The organism is Ideonella sp., from assembly GCF_044358605.1.
Classification (GTDB): Bacteria; Pseudomonadota; Gammaproteobacteria; order Burkholderiales; family Burkholderiaceae_C; genus Ideonella.
The window spans coordinates 18,847-39,124 of sequence record NZ_JBIKNQ010000002.1; the positions used below are offsets into that span (position 1 = coordinate 18,847).

Here is a 20,278-nt window from a genome sequence, read left to right on the forward strand (position 1 = left end):
GTATGCTCAAACACCTGACGCTCAAAGACTTTGTCATCGTCACGCACTTGGACGTGAGCTTCGGCGCTGGCTTCACGGTGCTGACTGGCGAGACCGGTGCAGGCAAGTCCATCTTGATCGACGCGCTGCAACTGGCTTTGGGCGCACGGGCCGACAGCCCGGTGGTGCGCGATGGCGCCGCCCGGGCTGACATCACCGCCACCTTTGATGCCCCCGCCGCCTTGGCCACGTGGCTGGAAGAGCATGGCTTTGAAGGCGGTGAGGAGCTGATGCTGCGCCGGGTCATTGATGCCCAAGGCAAGAGCCGCGGCTTCATCAACGGCAGCCCAGCCACCTTGGCTCAACTGCGTGAGATGGCCGACCACTTGGTGGACATCCACGGCCAGCATGCGTGGCAAGGGCTGACCCGCCCGGCCTCGGTGCGAGCCTTGCTGGACGAGCAAGCCGGCCTGAACACCCGCCCCCTGGCGCAGGCCTATGCCCACTGGCGCGAGGCCATGGAAGGCTTGGCCCGCGCCAAGACAAGACAGGGTGAACTCGACAGCGAACGCGAGCGATTGGCCTGGCAGATTGGTGAGCTGGAACGCTTAGCGCCTAAGGCCGATGAATGGGCCGAGCTCAATGCCGAACACCAGCGCTTGGGCCACGGCCAAGCCTTGGTCGATGCCGCCCACCAAGCCCATCAATGGGTAGATGAAGACGACCAAAGCGCTAGCCGCTTGGTGGCGCGCGCGCTGAATGCGCTGGACCAAGTCAGCGCCTGGGACCCGCAAGTACAGAACGTGATGGAAGCCTTGCGTGGCGCCCAAGCCCAACTGGACGATGCCGCGCACAGCCTGAACGCTTACCTCGGTCGGGTCGAGCCCGACCCACAGCGCCTGGAAGAGCTGGACACACGCCTCTCGGCGTGGATGGGGCTGGCCCGGCGCTACCGCCGCGCCCCCGACGAGTTGCCGGCCCTGCTGACCGAATGGCGCGGCGCGCTGGACGCCCTGGAAAAGGCCTCAGACCTGGCCGCCTTGGAGCGTGCCGTCAGCGAGGCAGAAAGCCAATGGCGCGAAGAAGCCCAGCGCGTCAGCCAAGCCCGGCATCAAGCGGCCGGGCCGCTCTCCGCCCGCGTGACGGAAGCCATGCAACAGTTGGGCATGGCCGGCGGTCGCTTTGAAGTGGCCTTGCTGCCGCAAGACCAACCCCAGGCCTTCGGCCTCGAAGCCGCTGAGTTTTTGGTGGCGGGGCATGCGGGCAGCACGCCCCGGCCTTTGGGCAAAGTGGCCTCAGGCGGAGAGCTTTCGCGCCTGGCCCTAGCCATTGCGGTGACCACCGCGCGCGAGCGGCAAGCTCAAGCCAGCAATTCGCCACAGGTCGACCGCCCCGCGCCCAGCACCTTGATCTTCGATGAGATCGACTCGGGTGTGGGCGGCACGGTGGCCGACGCCGTGGGCCGCATGATGAAGCAACTGGGCCAGAGCGCCCAAGTGCTGGCCGTGACCCACCTGCCCCAAGTCGCCGCCTGCGGCGACCACCATCTGGTGGTGGCTAAAGCCAACGACGGCGGACAGACCCACTCCCGCATCAGCCCGGTGAGTGGCGAAGCCCGCGTGGCCGAAGTGGCACGCATGTTGGGCGGCGAACGTGCCCAGGGCACCAGCCTGGCCCATGCCCAAGAATTGTTGAACCAAGCGACGCCGCCACACCAGGCGCGCCGCGCCCCCCACGCATGAGCCCCCACACCCCTCTACTGCCCGCCAACGCCGACCTGCAAGACCGCGAGGTGGTGCTGGTCACCGGCATCTCCGGCTCGGGCAAGTCCGTGGCCCTGCATGCGCTGGAAGACGCCGGATACTTCTGCGTCGACAACCTGCCGCCAGAGTTGCTGCGCGACTTCATCAAGGTCGAAAGCCTGCACGGCGTGCGCAAGATGGCCATCGCTGTGGATGTGCGCACGGCCAGTTCTTTGCCCAGCTTGTTGCCTGTGCTTCAACAGCTCAAGGCCGAAGGCGTGCAGGTCCGCACCATCTTTCTGAATGCCACGACCACCGCATTGATCCGGCGCTTTTCAGAAACCCGCCGCCCGCATCCCCTCTCCAAGCCCAGCGAGGCGGGCGACCCACACCGCATGCTGTTTGATGCCATCGAGCTGGAACGTGACCTGCTGGCCGATTTGCGCGAGCAGTCCTCGGTGCTGGACACCAGCCAGTTGCGCCCGGCCCAGCTACGCCTTTGGGTGCGCGACTTGGTGGGCGCCACACGCAGCGGCTTGACCCTGGTGTTCGAGTCCTTTGCCTTCAAGCACGGCGTGCCCCTGGATGCCGACTTGATGTTTGATGTCCGGGTGCTGCCCAACCCCTTCTACATCCGGGAGTTGCGGCCTTTGAACGGCAAAGATGAACCGGTGGCCGAGTACTTGGCGGGGCAGCCTGAGGTGAATGAAATGTTGGGCCAGATCGACGCCTTTGTGCGGCGCTGGCTGCCGGCCTTTGAAGACGACCAGCGCAGCTACCTCACCGTGGCCATTGGCTGCACGGGTGGCCAGCATCGGTCGGTGTACTTCGTCGAGTCACTGACCGCGCGCTTCAGCGACGCGGTGACCACCCTCAAGCGTCACCGCGAGTTGGACGGTAGAACCTGACCGTAGAGAAGCTTTTTGACTGGGGCGGGTAGGCCGTAGTCGTCCAGTCGCGCTCGCGAGACCCACCGCCCGGAGGGCCACTGCGCGGCCAAGGCTTCATTCAACGCCGCACCATCCACCAGCTTCAGACGCACCGGGCTAAGGGCCCAGTCAAAGTGGGTCAGCACATGGTGAATGGTGGCGTAAGTCTGGCGCTCGCCGGGCCACGCCGCGCAGGCTTGATCCAGCGCATCCATGCTTTCAAACTCAGGCAGTGCCCACAAGCCGGCCCACACACCGGTTTGCGGCCGCTGGACTAGCCACACCTGGGCACCATGCTCCAGCCACAAAAGGGCATGCGCCCGCTGGCTGCGCACCAGCTTGCGCCGCTTGACGGGGTAGTCTTGGGGCCGCCCTTGCGCCCGGGCCACGCAAAGCGAGGTCAACGGGCAGGCCTCGCAGTGGGGCGTGCGCTGCAGGCAGACGGTGGCCCCTAAGTCCATCAGGCCTTGGGTGTAAGCCTCAATGCCCTCATCGTTCGGCAACACCGCCTCGGCCATGCGCCACAAGGTCTTTTCGTGGGCCGCCTGCGCTAGGTCTTCGCCAAAGCCCAGCACGCGCGTCAACACCCGTTTGACATTGCCATCCAAGATAGCCACCCGCTCGCCGAAGCAAAAGGCGGCGATGGCGGCAGAGGTTGAGCGGCCGATGCCCGGCAGGGTCATCAGCTCGGCCGCCGTGCGCGGAAAGGCTCCGCCATGCTCAGCCACCACGGCTTGGGCGCAGCGGTGCAGATTGCGGGCGCGGCTGTAATAGCCCAAGCCTGCCCACAGCGCCAAGACCTCGTCTTGCGGGGCGGCGGCCAAAGCGGCCACATCGGGAAAGCGGTTCAAGAAGCGCTCGTAATAGCCCAGCACCGTGCTGACCTGGGTTTGCTGCAGCATGATCTCAGAGAGCCACACGCGGTAGGGGTCACGCGTCTGCTGCCAAGGCAAGCTATGCCGTCCATGCACACGCTGCCAAGCGACCACGCGCGCCGCCAAGTCCGCAGCGCCCTGCGGTGCGGCGTCTGGGCTGCTCATTCGAGGTCGGGTTCGAGGCTGGGCCGCACGCCATCGCTGTGCACCAAACCCAAAGGCTTGGCGACAGACGGCGGCGCCAAGGCGGCATCCAATTGGTCGGTCCGAAAGTTGAGCTGCAGGTCGGGCAGGTAAAGATCCACCTGCGATGCGGCGTCGTCGTGCTCGCCAATATTCATTTGGATGCCCGCAGGCAGCGCACTCTTCTGGAACGCCGGTGCGGCCACCGGCGCAGCCGTCAGGGCCGTGGGGGCGGCCGCAGGCTCTGTGACGGGGCTGGGGCCTTGCTGCGCGCGCAGGCGCAGAGCCGCCGTCAACACAAAAGCACGGTCCGCCTGCTCCAGCAATTGCTGGTCGACCCGCTCCACGTCCACCAGGCGGGTTTCCAATTCGCCCGTGGCCTCTTGGATGCGCTCCAGGTTTTCTTTGCGGCGGCGGAAGCTCTGACGGCGGTCTCTGAATTGGCCGTCCAACTGAGCCGTGATGGCTTCGTTCCAGGCATCGAGTTGCGAGGCCGCTTGGTCAAACACAATGCGCAGCTTGGAGACCAACATGCGCTGAAACTGCTCGGCAAAGGCCTGGGAGTTCATGCGCATGCGACCACCCACGCCGAAATAGCGGGCATAGCCTTGCTCGATCCGGCCCAATTCGTCGCGCAGCGGCGCGTAGTCTGGGGGCGCGGCCACTTCCAGGGTGAAGCCAAACTCCGCATTGAGCTGGCGGAAGCTGGCCGTCAGCATGTGCTGAGATTCCACCGAATCATGGGCCGCGCGGTCGATTTGCTCCACCAAGGTGCGGCAGACATCGGCAAACAAGGGTTTGGCACGCAGATTGAACCAGCCGCCCCCCAAGGCTTGCTGCAAGCGCTCAGCCGCCGCGCGCACATGCGAGGCATCCAGGTGAGCCAAGGCCCCGCGCACCATGCGCTGCTGCACCGACTTGAGCGCTGTGAGGCGGGCCGCACAACGGTTGAACTCTTCGGTGTCAGAGTGCACGCGCGCCAGCATCATGCCGATGCGGCCGCTGCTCTTGCCGCGCAGGGCCCGCAGCTCCAGCATTTGCTCGGCGTTTTGGCGGCGCAGCTCGCGCAAACGGCGGCTGATCTGCTCTTGCAGGCTTTGCACTTGGCTGATGACGGCCGTGGACAAGAGGCGCTGGCGTTGCGGCAGCAGCTCGTCACGCAGCGCGTTCTCCAGCACCGGCACCTTGGAGCCAACGAGGCCAAAGCTGTCGTTCTGCAAACGGGCCGACAAAGCTTGCCGGGCTGAGACCGGAAACACGCGATGGCGCGGCACACCCAGCGTATCGGCCGCACTGAGGCACTGGCGCTCGATCAGCTCTTGCCGCTCCATGCTGGTCGCCAGCGGGTCGGCCAGGGTGTCGATCTTGTTGAGCACCACATAGCGGGCCAGCGAAGGGTCGTTCAGGTGCTGGTTCCACACCGCCAAGTCGGTGCGCGTGACGCCGGTGTCTGCCCCCAAGATGAACAGCACGGCGTGCGCCGAGGGCAGCAGGCTCAAGGTCAGCTCGGGCTCCGTACCAATGGCATTCAGGCCCGGGGTATCCACCACCACCAAACCCCGCTTGAGCAAGGGGTGGGGGTAATTGATGACGGCATGCCGCCAAGCCGGCACTTCGACCCGGCCGTCAGACGTGCTGGGCGGGTTGTCGTCTGGGTGCTCTTCAGACCACAGGCCCAGCGAGTGCGCCTGTTCGCGGCTGACATAGCGGGTGGCCGTGACTTGCGACAGCGACTTCACCAAGGCATTGGTGTCCGAGGTATCCAGCTCCATCGTCGTCCATGCTTCAGGCATGTCGCGCCAGTCGGCCAGGGTTTCAGGGCGCAGGCGGGTGTCGATGGGCAAGAGTGCCAGACGCGGAGGGTCGCGCTCGTCCCAGCACAGCTCAACCGGGCACTTGGTGGTGCGCCCCGGCGTGGCCGGCAAAACGCGCTGCCCGGCGTCGGCAAAGAAAATAGCGTTGATCAGCTCAGACTTACCGCGCGCAAACTCGGCCACAAAGGCAATCACCAAGCGGTCGGTGGCCAAACGCTGGCGCAGGCCCGCGCATTGGTTGGCGGCGTCCGGGGTGAGCAGATCAGCGTCCCGCAAAAAGCTCTCGAGGACGATCATCTGCCCCGCCATGGTCATGCGCCATTCGGCCAAGGCGTCCAGCAAAGGCGCAAGCGCCGGCTGAAGATCACGGGGACTGGAGAGCGAGTTGGAGAACGACACAACAGGTGGGGGCAGCAAAGACCAGCGAGCATCCTAGCCGCAGTGGCTCTGGTCGTGAACCCCACAGCACACACCGTCACACCTTGTGGCGGCATAACGACTCACAAGCCGCCCCTAAGATGCGCTTGCCTGCGGGCCAAACCGCAGGCTCAGTGTTGGCACCCTGGGCAATAGTAGGTGGCCCGCTGCCCTTGCACCAAACGCTTGATCGTGCCGCCGCAGCGCTGGCAGGCCTGGCCTTCACGCCCATAAACCCGGGCTTGGCCCTGGTATTGGCCCACCGTGCCGTGGGCGTCCTTGAAGTCTTTCAGGGTTGAGCCCCCGGCCGCAATGGCCTCGGTCAAGACCCTCCGCACCGCCGCCAGCAGGCGTGCGGCGCGTGCTGCAGCAATGCGGTCGCAGCGGGTGCGAGGGTCAATACCGGCCTCGAACAGGGCATCGCTGGCGTAGATATTGCCCGCCCCCACCACCAACTCACCCGAGAGCAGCGCTTGCTTGATCGCCACTCGCCGCTGACGCAAGGCGGCGTGGAAGCCTTGGGCGGTGAGCGCAGGGTCAAAGGGCTCCGGCCCCAGTCGAGCCAGCAGCTTGGCCGCTGGGTCCACCTCCAAGGCCGGCGACCACACCACGGCACCGAAGCGCCTAGGGTCGGTCAAGCGCAAGGTGCCACGGTCGGTCTGCAAGTCCGCGTGGTCATGCGGGCCGGGCAGCGGAGCCTGCGCCAGCCAACTCAGCGAGCCCGACATGCCCAAGTGCCACAACAGCCCACCATCGGCCTGCCCCAGGCTCAGCAAGGGCAGCCACAAATATTTACCCCGCCGCTGAACCTCGCCCACGGTGCGTCCGACCACACTGGCCGCAGGCTCGCAACCCAGCGGCCAGCGCAGCGGCTTTCCCAGGCGCAAACCCAACACACGGGCACCGGTGACGCCCGCCACACTTAAGCGGGTCACTTCAACTTCTGGCAATTCAGGCATGGTTTGATTATGGAAGAGGGCCTGCCCCCACACAGGGCGGCCCGTAGAATCCTGCATCGCTGGAGAGAAGATGACCCAACGCTTTGTTCGACCGTCGGCCCAGCCCGGGGCAGCAGCCCCGACTTTGCCCACTTGGCCCCTGCCCAAAAGGGCCGCTTTGGCCAGTGTGCTGGCCGCGCTGTGGCTGTCTCCGCTGTGCGTCTCGGCGCAGACGCCCCCGCCCGCAGAGGCCGCCTCGGCTCCCCTACAGAACAGCGCCCTCGATGCGCCGATGTTCTACCAACTGCTGATCGGCGAGCTGGAAGCCCAATCCGGACGCCTGGGCAATGCCCATGAGGTGATGCTCGACGGCGCGCGGCGCACCAAGGACGAGGGCCTCTACCGTCGCGCGGTGGAGTTGGCCATCCAGGCGCGTGCGGGCGATTCCGCACTACAGGCCGCCAAGGCCTGGCGCCAAGCCCTGCCTCAATCCACCGAAGCCGCAAGAACCTTGGTGCAAGTCTTGGTGGCCATGGACCGCCCTGCGGAGTTGGGCGAGCCCTTGCGCCACCTGCTGCAAAGCCAACCCGCCAGCGAACAAGAGCTGGTGATCAGCGGCTTGCCGCGCTTCTTGGCGGGGCTCAAAGACAAAGCCCTGGCCCTGAAGGCCGCCGAGCAAGCCTTGACGCCGTTTGAAAGCCAAGCCAGCACGCAAGTGGCGGCCTGGACAGCGCGAGGCCGCGTCGCCTTGGCGGCAGGCCAAGTGGACACCGCCCTGACCCTGGCCCGCAAGGCCCTGGGCCAAGAGCCGACGGCCATGGGCCCCACCTTGCTGGCTCTGGAGTTAATTCCCAAAGCACCGGCAGCCGAAGCCCTGGTGCAAGGCTCACTGGCCAGCCCCACCACCCCGGCCCAAGTGCGCCTGGCCTATGCCCGCAGCCTGGACCGCCGCCAACGCCTGGGCGAGGCGGCCACCCAACTCAAACTGGCTCTGGCGCAGCAGCCTCAACTGTCCGTCGCCTGGTTGACCCTGGGTGCCTATCAGATTGAGCTGCGCGAGAGCCGCGATGGCATTGCCTCTCTGGAGCGCTTCTTGGCCGCCGATGCCGAGGCCAAGCGCAGCAGCACCAACAAGGATTCAGACGCCGACACCAACGAAGCCGGGCCGCACCTGGCTTATGTGCTGATGGCCCAGGCCTGGGAACACCTCAAAGAGCCCCAAGCGGCCAGCCAATGGCTGGATCGCATTCCCGCTCAAGAGGTGGACTTGGCCGTACTGGCACGCCGGGCTTCTCTGCTGGCCGCCAGCGGACGCCTGACCGAAGCCCGCGCCCTGCTGCGCGCCGGAGCAGCCAAAGGCAACCCCGACGCCCGCGCTCGGCTCTTGGCCGAGGCCCAACTGCTGCGCGATCGAAAGCAATGGCAGAGCGCCTATGACCTGCTGTTGGAGGCCATGCGCCAGAGCCCAGAAGACTCGGTGCTGATTTATGAGCTGGCCATGACGGCCGACCGTCTGAAGCGCTATGACGACATGGAAGTGCTGCTGCGTCGGGTCATGACACTCAAGCCCGACGACCACCATGCCGTCAATGCCCTGGGCTACTCCCTGACCGAGCGCAATGTCCGCTTGGACGAGGCCCAAGCCCTGCTGAACAAGGCCGCCAGCATGGCCCCCGGCGACCCGTTCATCATTGATAGCCTGGGCTGGGTCGCCTTCAGGCAGGGGCGGCTGGAAGAGGCCATACGCTTGCTACAGCAATCCCACATTGCCCGCCCGCATGTCGAGGTGGCGGCGCATTTGGGCGAAGCCTTGTGGCAAGCCGGGCGCCGTGATGAAGCCCTGCAAATCTGGCGCGAGGCCCAACCCCGCGAGCCCGACAACGAAGTGCTTCAAGAGACGCTGCAGCGCCTGCAAGTGAAGTTATGAGCGGGGGAACCTGGTGCCGCCTGGCTGCGGCGTTTTGCTTGGCCTTGAGCCTGAGCGCCTGCGTGACGGCACCACCCCGCGCCCCTGATGCCGCGCCCGCACTGCAAGGCCGCATGGCCCTGCGGGTGGCGGAGAGCCCCAGCGGCCCGGCCCAATCTGTCAGCGCCAGTTTTGAGCTCTCGGGCCATGAACATCACGGTGAGTTGCGACTCTTCAGCCCCTTGGGCACGGTGCTCGCCTTGGCCCAATGGAGCCCGCAAGGCGTCACCTTGGACAGCGGCCAAGGCCCGCAGGCCTATGCCAACCTGGACGAGCTGTCACGCAGCGCCTTGGGCGAATCTGTACCCCTGGCCGCCCTGCCCTCGTGGCTCAAAGGCCAGCCTTGGCCCGGTGCAGACGTGCAATGGCAGGTGCCTGCAGGCGACGCCGGCGGGCCGCGTTTCTGGCAAGCGGACTGGCTGGTCGATGCCAGCCGCCTGGAAGCGGAGGGCTGGGTCGAAGCCCGACGCGAGCAGCCCCCTGCGGTGCGGCTGCGCATTCGATTGGATCGTTGATGAGCATGACTTCTTTGTCGGACTTGGCCGCACCGGCCAAGCTCAATTTGTTCTTGCATGTGCTGGGGCGCCGTGCCGATGGCTACCATTTGTTGGAGTCGGTGTTTGTGCTCATCGACTGGGCCGACACCTTGCACTTGGAATTACGCCATGACGGCCAATTGCAGCGCCACGATCTGGGCCCGGAGCTGCCCGCAGACGACTTATGCCTGCGTGCCGCTCGCAGCCTGCAGCAAGCCAGCGGCACAAGCTTCGGTGCAGACATTTCCATCTTCAAGCATGTGCCCTGGGGCGCAGGCATGGGCGGCGGCAGCTCCGACGCCGCCACCACCCTGCTGGGCTTGAACAGGCTCTGGGGCTTGAACTGGTCGCGTGAGCAACTTCTTTCACTGGGCGCACGCCTCGGTGCGGACGTGCCCTTCTTCATCGGCGGGCATAATGCGTTTGTCGAAGGGATTGGCGAAAAGTTGACGCCCATCGATGTTCCGCCACAGCGCTTTGCCGTGATCAAACCGCCCCAAGCGATTGCGACAGCCGCAATTTTTTCAAGCGATTTGGTGACACGCGATACAAAGCCTGCTATAGTTTCGGGCTCTCTAGCAGACACGGTTTGTGAGCAAAACAGCAAGAGTCTTCTTGATGGATTTGGGCACAACGACTTGCAAGCAGCAGCCGAGGCCTTGTGCCCCGAGGTGACGCAGGCAAGGCAGTGGTTGGAGCAAGCGTTCGGCAACAGCCGGATGACGGGCTCAGGCAGTGCAGTGTTTGCAAGGGTTGAAGAAAACGGCGCAGGGAATCGTCCTATGGCGACAGAGTTGGAAGGCAAATTGCCTGAAGGCTGGGTCGGTCGAATGTGCCACAGCTTGGTTGAGCATCCTTTAGCAGGGTGGGCCAGCTGAGAAGTTAAAGGGGTATAGCCGTCAGGTTATGTCCTGTGTAGGGGAGTCGCCAAGTTGGTCAAGGCATCGGATTTTGATTCCGACATGCGAGGGTTCGAGTCCTTCCTCCCCTGCCAAATGATCTCAGCAGTCCAAGCCTAAAGGCTTGGACGCTACAAGCCAAAGACCGCGCGCTTTTGTTGCGCGGTTTTTTTGTTTGGGGCCTGCAGTTTTTGGCCTCGTAACATTGAAGTTTCCGCCGGAGACGCTGACGTGCTGTTCAACACTGTCCTGTTCACGGGTAACGCCAATCCGGTGCTGGCCCAAGAGATGGCCACCCATCTGGGCTCCGAACTCGGCAAGGCCAGTGTGGGCCGCTTCTTGGACGGTGAAGTCACCGTCGAGATCCAACAAAACGTTCGTGCTCGCGATGTGTTCGTGGTGCAGTCCACCTGCGCCCCAACCAACGAGAACGTGATGGAACTGTTGATCATGGTGGATGCCCTGAAGCGCGCCAGCGCTCGCCGCATCACCGCCGTGATCCCCTACTTCGGCTACGCCCGCCAAGACCGTCGTCCCCGCTCCACCCGTGTGCCCATTTCGGCCAAGGTCGTGGCCAATCTGCTGGAGACCGTGGGCGTTGAGCGCGTGCTGACCATGGACTTGCACGCCGACCAGATCCAAGGCTTCTTCGACATTCCCGTCGACAACATCTACGCCAGCCCCGTGCTGCTGACCGACCTCAAGGCCAAGAACTACCCTGATTTGGTGGTGGTGAGCCCGGACGTCGGCGGTGTGGTGCGCGCACGCGCCTTGGCCAAGCAGCTGGGTTGCGATCTGGCCATCATCGACAAGCGTCGTCCCAAGGCCAATGTGTCTGAGGTGATGCACATCATCGGTGAGATCGAAGGCCGCAACTGCGTGATCATGGACGACATGATCGACACCGCTGGCACCTTGGTCAAAGCCGCTGAAGTGCTCAAAGAGCGCGGTGCTAAGAGCGTCTACGCCTACTGCACCCACGCCGTGTTCTCAGGCCCGGCGATTGAGCGCATCCAAAGCTCTCAGCTTGACGAAGTCGTCATCACCAACACCATTCCGCTCAGTGACGCCGCCAAGGCCTGCAAGAAGATCCGCCAGTTGTCGGTGGCTTTCTTGTTTGCCGAGACCATCCGCCGCATCTCGGACGGTGAGTCGGTGACCTCGCTGTTCTCTGAGCAGAACAACAATTTCTAAGGTTCAGCCTTTCGGGGCTGGGCCTTTTTCGCTGGCGCTTCAGCCTTGGTTGAAGCGCTTTTTAAACAGGGGCGATTCTGGTCGCGGAACGCCCCGACTCATTGGAGAGTGTCATGCAATTCGTAGCTTTCGAGCGCGCTAAGCAGGGGACCGGAGCGAGCCGCCGCCTGCGAGTGTCGGGCAAGGTGCCCGGCATCGTTTTTGGTGCTGGTGAGCCCGCGATGATCGAAGTCGATCACAACGCGCTGTTCTTCGCCCTGAAGAAGGAAGCCTTCCATTCGTCCATCCTCGAGATGAAAGTGGCTGGCAAGACGCAAAAGGTGCTGCTGCGCGCCTTCCAAATGCACCCCTGGAAGCAGCAAGTGCTGCACGTGGACTTCCAGCGCGTGGACGACACCACCAAGCTGCGCAAGAAAGTGCCCCTGCACTTCTCGAACGAAGAAAACTCTGTCGCCGTGAAGACCGACAAGTGCATCGTCAGCCACGTGGCCACCGAGATCGAAATCGAGTGCTTGGCTGTTCAATTGCCTGAGTTCGTGGCCGTGGACCTGTCGGGTCTGGTCAAGGGCAAGAGCTTGCACGTCTCCGACCTGACCCTGCCTGAAGGCATCAAGGCCGTGAAGCACGGCACCCAGAACCCCGTCGTGGTGTCTGTGGCTGAAGCCAAGGTTGAGGAAGAAGTCGTGGTCGCAGCGCCTGCTGCTGACAAGGGCAAGAAAGACGCCAAGAAGAAGAAGTAATTCTTCGCTGGCCGAGCCGCTCTGTGCTGCTCGCCCGTCAAAGCCCCGCCTTGGCGGGGCTTTTTCATGGGCTCATGGCTTGGCGAACACGCCCACGTCACCTCGACACACCACGGGCTCGCCAGCGAGCCGCAAGGCCAAACAGGCATTGAGCACGCCTTGCGGGCTGGCAGCCATCATCCACTGCGTCAGTTGAGCCACCGAGGCTTTAGGGCGCACGCTGCGCAGCAAGGCTGCCACCGCGCTGGCCTGGGCCGTGGCCATGGACGAGCCGCTGGCAAAGCCGCCGCCGCCGCCGGCTTTGAGCGTCATCACATCCTCGCCAGGAGCCCGCAGCTCACCCGGCACCAGGGCGCGGGCCGTTTCGGTGCGGTCGACAGCCATGACGCCTGGCACGCTCAGCGGAAAGCCACTCTTGCGACCATCCGGCGGCACCGCCCCGAAGACGGCAACCCCCCGTGTGATGGCCACCGCCAGCAGCCGCTCCAAGAGCGGATCTGGCGGGCCAGACAGACTGAGGTTGAGCACATCGGCGCGCGCGTCCAAGGCGGCCACCAGGGCTTTGGCCAAAGTCAGCGTATTGCATTGGGCGCGCCCATCGCTGGCGGGTGCCCTCGCCCAGCAAGCCTTGTAGGCCAGCAGGCCCGCAGCGGGCGCCAGCCCCACAACGCCAACATCCGCCCGAGGCCTGGCCGACAGCAATCCGGCCACTTGCGTGCCATGCTGGTCCCTGCGGAACTGTGCATCGTCTTGGTCCACAAAGTTTCGGGCTTCCAGCACCGCATCGGCCAGCGCAGGGTGCGCCACATCCATGCCTGTGTCCACCACCGCCACCCGCACACCCTCGCCGCGCGCGCGCAGGTGGGCCGAGCGAATATCCAGCCTATCGTCCACCAAGGCACTGGGGGCCATCAGGCTGGCAGGCTGCGGCGTGGCCTGGACGGCAAAATCTTGAAGGCGCTGCAACTGCTGTATGCGCGGATCGCGCCGCAACTGGGCCAAGGTCGCTGGACCCGACGCCGAGTCACTGAACCGCACCGCCAAACAGTGCACCCGCAAAGGGTCCATGGGCCAAGCGTCCAGCACGACCAGTTTGTATTCCGCCACCAAGGCGGCCGCCATGGCTTCGACCTGGGGATGCACGGCGTAGGCACGCCGCTGCCGATAACCCAAGGCCCCCCATGAACCCGCCTGCACCACCTGGCTGTGCACGGGGTTGTCGAGGAGCAGCAAGAAAGCCTCAGTGCCCGACTCATGCGACCAGTCCTGCGGGCGGGCCGTCCTGCTGTGAATACCTGGCCCAGAGGAGTCCGCTAGGCCTTGGCCCAGGGCCGAACTCAGACCCACGCAACACAGCAGCGCTGCCAACAGTCGGCGCAACCCCGTTTCACTGCGCATGTGGCATGACCTCTACAAAGCGCACGCCCGGGCTGGTGCGCAAGGCCTGGGCCACCGCCTCCACATCAGGGGCTTGTGCGCCCGCCCAACCCAAACTCCAAACCCCCGCCGACGAGGGCCCGCCCAGCACTTGCACTTGGTGCGTCACCAGATTGGCCTGCCACTGGGCTAAGGACTGAGTCGGGTCGGGAAGCACACGCCAACGCACCTCAGACGACAGGGCACTGGGTGTACTGAGTGTAGTGAAGCCCTCGTCGGGTGCGCGTTGAAAGCTGGGCTTGATGATCACCAGCGCCAGCGCGGCCACTGCCAGCGCTTCGACAGCCACCAAGCCCCCCAACCAGCGCACCCAACGCCGTGAAGTTCCAGAGGATTCCTCCGAGCGGGGCTTTGGAGCCTGCGGCGGCAGACGCTGTGACAGCACCGCCCAGCCTTTATCCACATCGCCCTTTAGGCCGCCAGGCATTTCGTTCAAAGCCTGCGCCAGCAACTGCTGACGACTAAGTTCTGCTTGGCAATCCGTACAACTCAGCAGGTGCTGCTCGGCCTGCTGGCGCTGCGCAGGGGTGGCCCGGCCGTTGACCAGCCACGGAATCTGGGCCCAGACCTGGGCGTGCGTGTCATGTTGCTGCATAAGATCTATTCCTTCTTGGGCACCTTAGGCCGCCTTGCCGGGGTTGGCGATCTGCGGCAGAACATGACGCAGCTTGGTGCGTGCATGAAACAGCCGCGACTTCACGGCGCTGACCGAACAGGCCATCACCTCGGCAATCTCTTCCATGTCTAGCCCCTGCTCATAGGCCAGTTGCAGGGCCACACGCTGCTCCTCAGTCAAGGTGGCTAGGCCTTTGCTCAACCAATCTTGCTGCTCCCGCTGCCCCTCGGTGTCACAGGCCCCGTGGTGATCGTCACCCTCGGGGTCGGCCAGCGGTTCATCACCCCGGTCGCGCAGGGCCTTCAAGGTCAAACGGTAAGCGATGCCGAAAATCCAGGTCGAGACGCGTGAGCCGCCCCGAAACTGGCTGGCCTGCTGCCACACCACCCAAAAGCAATCGTTGATCACTTCCTCAGCCAGGTCCTCCCTGCGCAGATGGCGGGATAAGAATCGAACCAAGCGGGGGTGATAGGCCCGATAAAGCGCCTGCAAGGCCTGCTTGTCGCCTTGGGCCACGGCGTGAAGCAAGGCGTCGTCATCCTCCCCTTTTCCCCAGGGCAGGAGCCGGCGTGCGACATGGAGGACGGACATGATGACGATGTGAACAGGAGGTTTGACAGGTGAGTTCCCGTCATCGGCCCGAAAGTTGCAACCTAGAGGGGCAACTGCTCCTAAAGCCCCCAGGCCAAGGAGAGCCTATAGCCTTCTTGCGCCCTCGTGCCGAAGAGTTCTTGCCCGACCGCGTCGGTCCGCCCCCAAGCTGCACGCCACTCCAAACGGCCAACCGTGCCGATGACGCCCACTTGCGCATGGTGGTAGCGCCCGGGCTTGGCCGTCCGCACATCCACCCACCCACCACTGAGATCCAAACTCCACCCACCTGTCATGGGGTGCTGCCACGCCAGATCCACCGCTTGCCCGGCAAAAAACGCGCGGTCCGCAGCCAGCGCCGAAGGCACAAGGAACCACGACAGCGCCCAAGGACCCTTCAGCGCTGTCGCACCCAAGCTCATGTAGTTCCAACGGCGGGTGATCGGAGCGCCGTCGAAGGCCTGCAAGTGAGCGGAGAGGCTGATCTCCGCCTCTCCACGGCGCCAGACTGGTGCCGAGAACCTCAGCGCCCCAGAACGCTCGGAGACTTGATCGCCCTGCAGCACGGTCGCATCCAGTGCCAAGCCGGCAGACCAGCCCTCTGTGCCGTAAAGGTCGACCCGCAGACCCACTCTCGGCGCATCCGCCCCCACTTGGACGCCGCGAATGATGGTCGGGCTGGACAACATCAGCGTGGCCTGCGGCTGGGCAGCCTCCGCTGGCAGGCCTGCCAAGCCCACACACAAGCCAGCCCAAAGATACAGACAAGAGTTGTTTGGCATGGCCGAATTGTGGCCGAGCCCACCGTAGCCATCAGCGGCAAGCCGCACCAAACCTCGCAGCAAAACACCCGTTTATCGGTGCATTGAGCACGCTAGCCCTTTCTAAACTGCAAGCGCTATGCATGGGCTTGCCATAAGTCCAAGCCCGTTTTGCCTGATCGCTGGGACCCCACACCTATGCCTCGACTCTCTTTCAGCCCACTGTGGGCTCCCGTCTTGCCCCTGCTCAGAGCCTGCAGCGTGCGCACCAAGCTGATCCTCGTCAGCGTGGCTTTTTCGGCGCCCCTGCTGAGCACCTTGGCCCTGTTGCTGTTCATGCCCGGTGCGGACGGACAGACCTGGATCTGGTGGACAGCGCTGCCCTTGTGGCTGGTGGCCACCTACTGGAGCGTGGGGGTGGCGATGTCGCTGAGCCTTGGCTTTCGTGCGCTCAAGAAAACCGTTCAAGCCATGAGTGGTGGGGACCTGCAACAGGAAATTGCCATCAAAGGCAACGATGAAGTCGCTAGCCTGATGCAAGAGATGACCGCCATGCAGGCTTCCTTGCGCGAGACAGCGGTTCACGTCCGCGTGGCGAGCAATGAGCTGGTGGACCTCAGCGTCAGCATGGCCCGCAGCACCCAGGACTTGGCGGCGCGCACGGAGTCAGCGGCGGCCGCCTTGGAAGAGTCCTCTGCCGCGCTGGAGCAAAGCAATGCGTCGGTGCAAAGCACGGCCGACGCGGTCGAGCGCGCCGCCAGCATCGCCCAGAGCAATGCGGGCGTGGCAGACAAAGCGGGCGGTGCTGTCGGCAACATCGTGTCCACCATGGAGCGTATCGAGACGTCTTCAAGGCGCATCAATGAAATCATCGGTGTGATTGACGGCATAGCCTTTCAAACCAACATCCTGGCGCTGAATGCCGCCGTCGAGGCGGCCCGCGCTGGCGAGCACGGCAAGGGCTTTGCGGTGGTCGCTTCCGAAGTGCGCTCCTTGGCACAGACCAGCGCAGGGGCGGCGCGGGAGATCAAAACTCTGATCGCCGGCAGCGTGGCTGAAGTTGAAAGCGGCATGGGCATCGTTAGAGATGCAGGCCACACCATGCAAGCAGTGGTCAGCAATGCCGATCACATTCAGCGCTTGCTGGGTGAGGTGGTGATCGCCACCCGCGAACAGCGCCAAGGCATCGCGCAGATCCGCGAAGCCGTCCACGAGCTGGATCAAACCACCCAAGTCAATGCGCAGATGGTGGTGGAGGCCGCCCAATCAGCAGCAACTCAAAGTGATGGAGCCATTCGCATGGCCGCCCACGTGGATGAGTTCAAGCTCCCGGCAGGGAGCTCGCCCGTCAAATGCGCAGTCGAAGGATTGGACATTGACACCATGTTCGAAGATCACCGCCAATGGAAGGTCAAACTGCGCGACGCCAATGATGCCGAAGAGTCAGTGGATGTCGAGAAGTTGTCGCGCGATGACTGCTGCGCGCTCGGCCAATGGCTGTACGGGCCGGGCCAGCGCTGGAGCCACGGGCCGCGCTTTGGCGAGCTGCTGAACCGGCACAAACAGTTTCACCAAGTGGCGGGTCAGGTTGGCGCCCACATCAACCGCAAAGACTACAGCCAAGCCTCAGCCGCCCTCGGCGTGGGGACGCCGTTTTCCAAGGCCACTCGAGACGTGCTGCAGGTGCTCTCAGGCGTCAAGCGACTCGGCTTCTGAAAGCCAGGGCCTGTTCAATGGCCCAACATCGGGTCTGCGGCCACCGCCTCATAGCCCAAGGCTCGCGCCACAGCCGCATACGTGACCTGCCCTTGGCAGACATTCAAGCCAGCTTTGAGGTGAGCGTCATCACGCATGGCCTGGCGCCAGCCCTTGTTGGCCAGGGCCAAGCCGTGGCCTAAGGTGGCATTGTTCAGCGCAAAGGTTGACGTGCGCGCCACCGCGCCCGGCATATTGGCCACGCAGTAGTGCACCACGCCATCCACCACATAGGTCGGCTCGGCATGGGTGGTGGCCCGCGACGTCTCAAAGCAGCCGCCCTGATCAATCGCCACATCCACCACCACGGCGCCCTTTTTCATGGCCCGCACCATGGCGCGCGTCACCAGCTTGGGCGCTGCGGCACCGGGGATCAGCACGCCGCCGATCACCAAATCCGCCGCCAAGACCTGATCTTCCAGCGCTTGGGTGGTGGAGTAGAGCGTCTTGATGCGATTGCCAAACACCAGGTCCAATTGCCGCAGACGCTCGACGTTTTTGTCCACCACCGTCACCCGCGCGCCCAAGCCCACCGCCATCTGCGTGGCATGGGTGCCCACCACACCAGCGCCGATGATGAGTACCTGCGCTGACTCCACACCGGGCACGCCACCCAAGAGCACGCCCATGCCGCCTTTGCTCTTTTCCAGGTGCGCGGCACCCGCTTGGATACTCATGCGGCCGGCCACTTCGCTCATGGGCGCCAGCAAGGGCAGGCCGCCGCCCGGGCCGGTGATGGTTTCGTAGGCAATGCACACCGCGCCTGACTTCACCAGAGCCGCAGTCTGCTCAGGGTCTGGCGCCAAGTGCAAGTAGGTGTAGAGGATTTGCCCAGGCCGCAGCATGGCGCACTCTTGGGGCTGGGGCTCTTTGACCTTGACGATCATGTCAGCACGCGCAAACACCTGGGCGGCGTCGGCGGCGATCTCTGCTCCTGCCGCCTGGTAGTGCGCGTCCTCCAGGCCGATGGCCGCACCGGCCCCGGCCTGCACCAGCACCTGGTGGCCATGGGCACAAAACTCACGCACGCTGGCGGGGGTCAGACCCACGCGGTACTCATGGTTCTTGATCTCTTTGGGGCAGCCGATCAGCATGGTATGTCTCCGAGTTGATGCGCCGCATCGAAGCGTGGGCGCTGGTGCCGGATGTTTAAGCGCGTCCTCGCCTTCTCGCAAGCCGCATCGCAAAGTCTCCAGCTACATTAGAGAGACTGATGAATCAGGGAAATCCATCATGAACGCACTGGATACCGCAGGCTTGGACTGCCTGGCTGCCTTGGCAGAGGCCGGCAGCTTTGAGCGTGCGGCGCAACTGCTGTCCATCACCCAGTCGGCGGTGTCACAGCGCCTGCGCGCGCTGGAAACCCATGTCGGCCACTTGCTGGTGGTGCGCTCGCGCCCTTTGCGACTGACCGAACCGGGCAAGGTGCTGCTGCGCTATGCCCGGCAGATGCAAGCCTTGCGGGCCGATGCCGCCCGCGAGCTGGGCGCCACCCTGGCCCGCGATGAGCGCCTGCCCATTGCGGTGAACGCCGACAGCTTGGCCACCTGGGTGCTGCCGGCGCTGGATGAGTTGGTGCGCGCGGGCCAACGCCATGGCTACGGGCTGGAGCTGATCGTCGACGACCAGGACTTCACCCACGATTGGCTGCGCCAAGGTGAGGTGCTGGGCTGCGTCAGCTCCGTCGCCAAAGCCCTGCGCGGCTGCCACTGCCAGGCCTTGGGGCAAATGCGCTACATCGCCGTCGCTGCCCCCCACTTCATGGATCGCCACCTGCCCCAAGGCTTGAACCCCGGCAACTTTGCGCAAGTGCCTTTCATCGTCTTCAACCGCAAAGACGATATGCAAGCGCAGTGGGTGTCCAAAGCCTTTGGGGTGCGCGAGCCCCGCCTGAAGGAACGCTTTGTGCCCAGCAGCGAGGCCGGTGCCCGCGCCGCCGCCATGGGCTGGGGCGTGGCCGTGCTGCCCGAACTGCTGGCTGAAAGCCTGATCGCCAGCGGCGCGGTGCTGCCCGTGCGGGCCGACATCACCCTGGACGTGGCGCTCTATTGGCACCAATGGAAGCTGAGTGCGGACGACCCTTCCGCGGCCCCCGCCCCCGGTGGGCGCATCGGCCTGATGGAGCAGATCGGCCAAGCCGTGATTGCCGGGGCGCGCGCCACGCTGCGGCCCATCGCTGCCAGCTAAACGCTCGGGCGGCAGAAGGATAATCAGCCCCATGATTCGATTGATTGTGGGCCTCGGCAATCCCGGGCCGGAATATGAAGCCACCCGTCACAACGCCGGTTTTTGGTGGGTGGACGGGGCCGCACGGCTGCTGAAAACCTCGCTGCAGCCCGACAAAGCCTACTGGGGCTTGGTGGCACGCTGCAACCCAGCCGGAGCGCCTGGGCCCGTGTGGCTTTTGCAGCCCATGACCTATATGAATGTGTCGGGCAAGTCGGTGAGTGCCTTGGCCCGCTTCTTCAAATTTGCCCCCGCTGAAATCTTGGTGGTGCATGACGAGTTGGACTTGCCGCCTGGGCAGATGAAGCTCAAGCAAGGTGGCGGCAACGGCGGCCACAACGGGCTCAAAGACATCCAGGCGCAATTGGGCGACGGCAACTTCTGGCGCCTGCGCCTAGGCATTGGCCACCCCGGTGTCAAGGCCGAGGTCGCCGCTTATGTCTTGCGCAAACCCCCAGCGGACGAACGCGACGCGATAGAGCGCAATATCGAAGACTCGCTCAAGGTGCTGGACACCTTTTTGAATGGCCCCATGGACAAGGCGCTGACCCAGATCCACGCCAAGCCTCCTCGGCCCAAGCCCCCAAAACCGGCCGTGGTGCCGCCACCGCCTCCCCCGCCATCCGCACCTTTGGGGGACTGAGCCGGGCGGCCGGGCCGCTTACGCTAGAGCCAGCATC

General features: G+C 64.5%; 18 protein-coding genes and 1 tRNA gene. 11 read left to right on the forward strand and 8 right to left on the reverse strand.

The genetic code is table 11. The annotated features are described in order from the left end of the window. Positions 1–2 precede the first annotated feature (2 nt). Complete coding sequence (gene recN, locus ACIQ3Q_RS00905; RefSeq protein WP_396267066.1) at positions 3–1,721, forward strand: DNA repair protein RecN; 1,719 nt, start codon at positions 3–5, stop codon at positions 1,719–1,721. After that, complete coding sequence (gene rapZ, locus ACIQ3Q_RS00910; RefSeq protein ID WP_396267067.1) at positions 1,718–2,629, forward strand: RNase adapter RapZ; 912 nt, start codon at positions 1,718–1,720, stop codon at positions 2,627–2,629. Before recN ends, rapZ begins: the two co-directional genes overlap by 4 nt. On the opposite strand, the gene mutY is transcribed toward rapZ, so the two are convergent. The 3 genes from mutY to mutM form a co-directional block, all read right to left on the reverse strand. Continuing rightward, the gene (gene mutY, locus ACIQ3Q_RS00915) at positions 2,602–3,690 is read right to left on the reverse strand and encodes an A/G-specific adenine glycosylase (protein WP_396267068.1); all 1,089 of its coding nucleotides are present in this window, start codon (positions 3,688–3,690) and stop codon (positions 2,602–2,604) included. The genes rapZ and mutY overlap by 28 nt on opposite strands. Continuing rightward, positions 3,687–5,939 (reverse strand): dynamin family protein, encoded by a 2,253-nt coding sequence (locus ACIQ3Q_RS00920; RefSeq protein WP_396267069.1) that lies wholly within the window; start codon positions 5,937–5,939, stop codon positions 3,687–3,689. Before ACIQ3Q_RS00920 ends, mutY begins: the two co-directional genes overlap by 4 nt. Before the next feature lie 131 nt (positions 5,940–6,070). Beyond that, positions 6,071–6,898 (reverse strand): bifunctional DNA-formamidopyrimidine glycosylase/DNA-(apurinic or apyrimidinic site) lyase, encoded by an 828-nt coding sequence (gene mutM / locus ACIQ3Q_RS00925; RefSeq protein WP_396267070.1) that lies wholly within the window; start codon positions 6,896–6,898, stop codon positions 6,071–6,073. Positions 6,899–6,968: 70 nt separating this feature from the next. Here mutM and ACIQ3Q_RS00930 point away from each other — a divergent pair, with 70 nt between their 5' ends. The 6 genes from ACIQ3Q_RS00930 (at position 6,969) to ACIQ3Q_RS00955 (ending at position 12,212) form a co-directional block, all read left to right on the forward strand. Then, positions 6,969–8,804: a tetratricopeptide repeat protein gene (locus tag ACIQ3Q_RS00930; protein ID WP_396267071.1), complete on the forward strand. Its 1,836-nt coding sequence runs from the start codon at positions 6,969–6,971 to the stop codon at positions 8,802–8,804. Next, on the forward strand, positions 8,801–9,358 hold the full coding sequence (locus ACIQ3Q_RS00935; protein WP_396267072.1) for a lipoprotein insertase outer membrane protein LolB: 558 nt from the start codon (positions 8,801–8,803) through the stop codon (positions 9,356–9,358). Before ACIQ3Q_RS00930 ends, ACIQ3Q_RS00935 begins: the two co-directional genes overlap by 4 nt. Positions 9,359–9,363: 5 nt before the next feature. Then, positions 9,364–10,257 carry a 4-(cytidine 5'-diphospho)-2-C-methyl-D-erythritol kinase gene (gene ispE, locus ACIQ3Q_RS00940; RefSeq protein ID WP_396267202.1) on the forward strand — a complete coding sequence of 298 codons (894 nt, stop codon included), beginning with the start codon at positions 9,364–9,366 and terminating at the stop codon, positions 10,255–10,257. Between the two features lie 39 nt (positions 10,258–10,296). Beyond that, a tRNA-Gln gene (locus tag ACIQ3Q_RS00945) sits at positions 10,297–10,373 on the forward strand. A gap of 136 nt (positions 10,374–10,509) precedes the next feature. Beyond that, positions 10,510–11,472, forward strand: coding sequence for a ribose-phosphate pyrophosphokinase (locus ACIQ3Q_RS00950; RefSeq protein ID WP_396267073.1), 963 nt, complete (start codon positions 10,510–10,512; stop codon positions 11,470–11,472). Positions 11,473–11,585: 113 nt separating this feature from the next. Beyond that, positions 11,586–12,212, forward strand: a complete 627-nt coding sequence (locus tag ACIQ3Q_RS00955; protein ID WP_396267074.1) for a 50S ribosomal protein L25/general stress protein Ctc — start codon at positions 11,586–11,588, stop codon at positions 12,210–12,212. Between the two features lie 72 nt (positions 12,213–12,284). On the opposite strand, the gene ACIQ3Q_RS00960 is transcribed toward ACIQ3Q_RS00955, so the two are convergent. The 4 genes from ACIQ3Q_RS00960 to ACIQ3Q_RS00975 form a co-directional block, all read right to left on the reverse strand. Then, the gene (locus ACIQ3Q_RS00960) at positions 12,285–13,445 is read right to left on the reverse strand and encodes a S8 family peptidase (RefSeq protein WP_396267075.1); all 1,161 of its coding nucleotides are present in this window, start codon (positions 13,443–13,445) and stop codon (positions 12,285–12,287) included. A gap of 154 nt (positions 13,446–13,599) precedes the next feature. Continuing rightward, positions 13,600–14,244 carry an anti-sigma factor family protein gene (locus tag ACIQ3Q_RS00965; RefSeq protein ID WP_396267076.1) on the reverse strand — a complete coding sequence of 215 codons (645 nt, stop codon included), beginning with the start codon at positions 14,242–14,244 and terminating at the stop codon, positions 13,600–13,602. 24 nt (positions 14,245–14,268) lie between these two features. Further along, complete coding sequence (locus ACIQ3Q_RS00970; protein ID WP_396267078.1) at positions 14,269–14,856, reverse strand: RNA polymerase sigma factor; 588 nt, start codon at positions 14,854–14,856, stop codon at positions 14,269–14,271. Positions 14,857–14,936: 80 nt separating this feature from the next. Then, complete coding sequence (locus ACIQ3Q_RS00975; RefSeq protein WP_396267079.1) at positions 14,937–15,638, reverse strand: hypothetical protein; 702 nt, start codon at positions 15,636–15,638, stop codon at positions 14,937–14,939. Between the two features lie 177 nt (positions 15,639–15,815). Here ACIQ3Q_RS00975 and ACIQ3Q_RS00980 point away from each other — a divergent pair, with 177 nt between their 5' ends. Further along, on the forward strand, positions 15,816–17,333 hold the full coding sequence (locus tag ACIQ3Q_RS00980; RefSeq protein WP_396267080.1) for a methyl-accepting chemotaxis protein: 1,518 nt from the start codon (positions 15,816–15,818) through the stop codon (positions 17,331–17,333). Positions 17,334–17,347: 14 nt separating this feature from the next. Here the strand turns inward: ACIQ3Q_RS00980 and ald are convergent, their stop codons facing one another. After that, positions 17,348–18,466, reverse strand: a complete 1,119-nt coding sequence (ald, locus tag ACIQ3Q_RS00985; RefSeq protein WP_396267081.1) for an alanine dehydrogenase — start codon at positions 18,464–18,466, stop codon at positions 17,348–17,350. Between the two features lie 139 nt (positions 18,467–18,605). On the opposite strand from ald, the gene ACIQ3Q_RS00990 reads away from it, so the two are divergent. Together ACIQ3Q_RS00990 and pth are read left to right on the forward strand one after the other, a co-directional pair. Beyond that, entirely contained in the window at positions 18,606–19,559 is a 954-nt protein-coding gene (locus ACIQ3Q_RS00990; RefSeq protein ID WP_396267082.1) for a LysR family transcriptional regulator ArgP, read from the forward strand. A 31-nt stretch (positions 19,560–19,590) separates the two neighbouring features. After that, entirely contained in the window at positions 19,591–20,241 is a 651-nt protein-coding gene (pth, locus tag ACIQ3Q_RS00995; protein ID WP_396267083.1) for an aminoacyl-tRNA hydrolase, read from the forward strand. Positions 20,242–20,278: the final 37 nt, after the last annotated feature.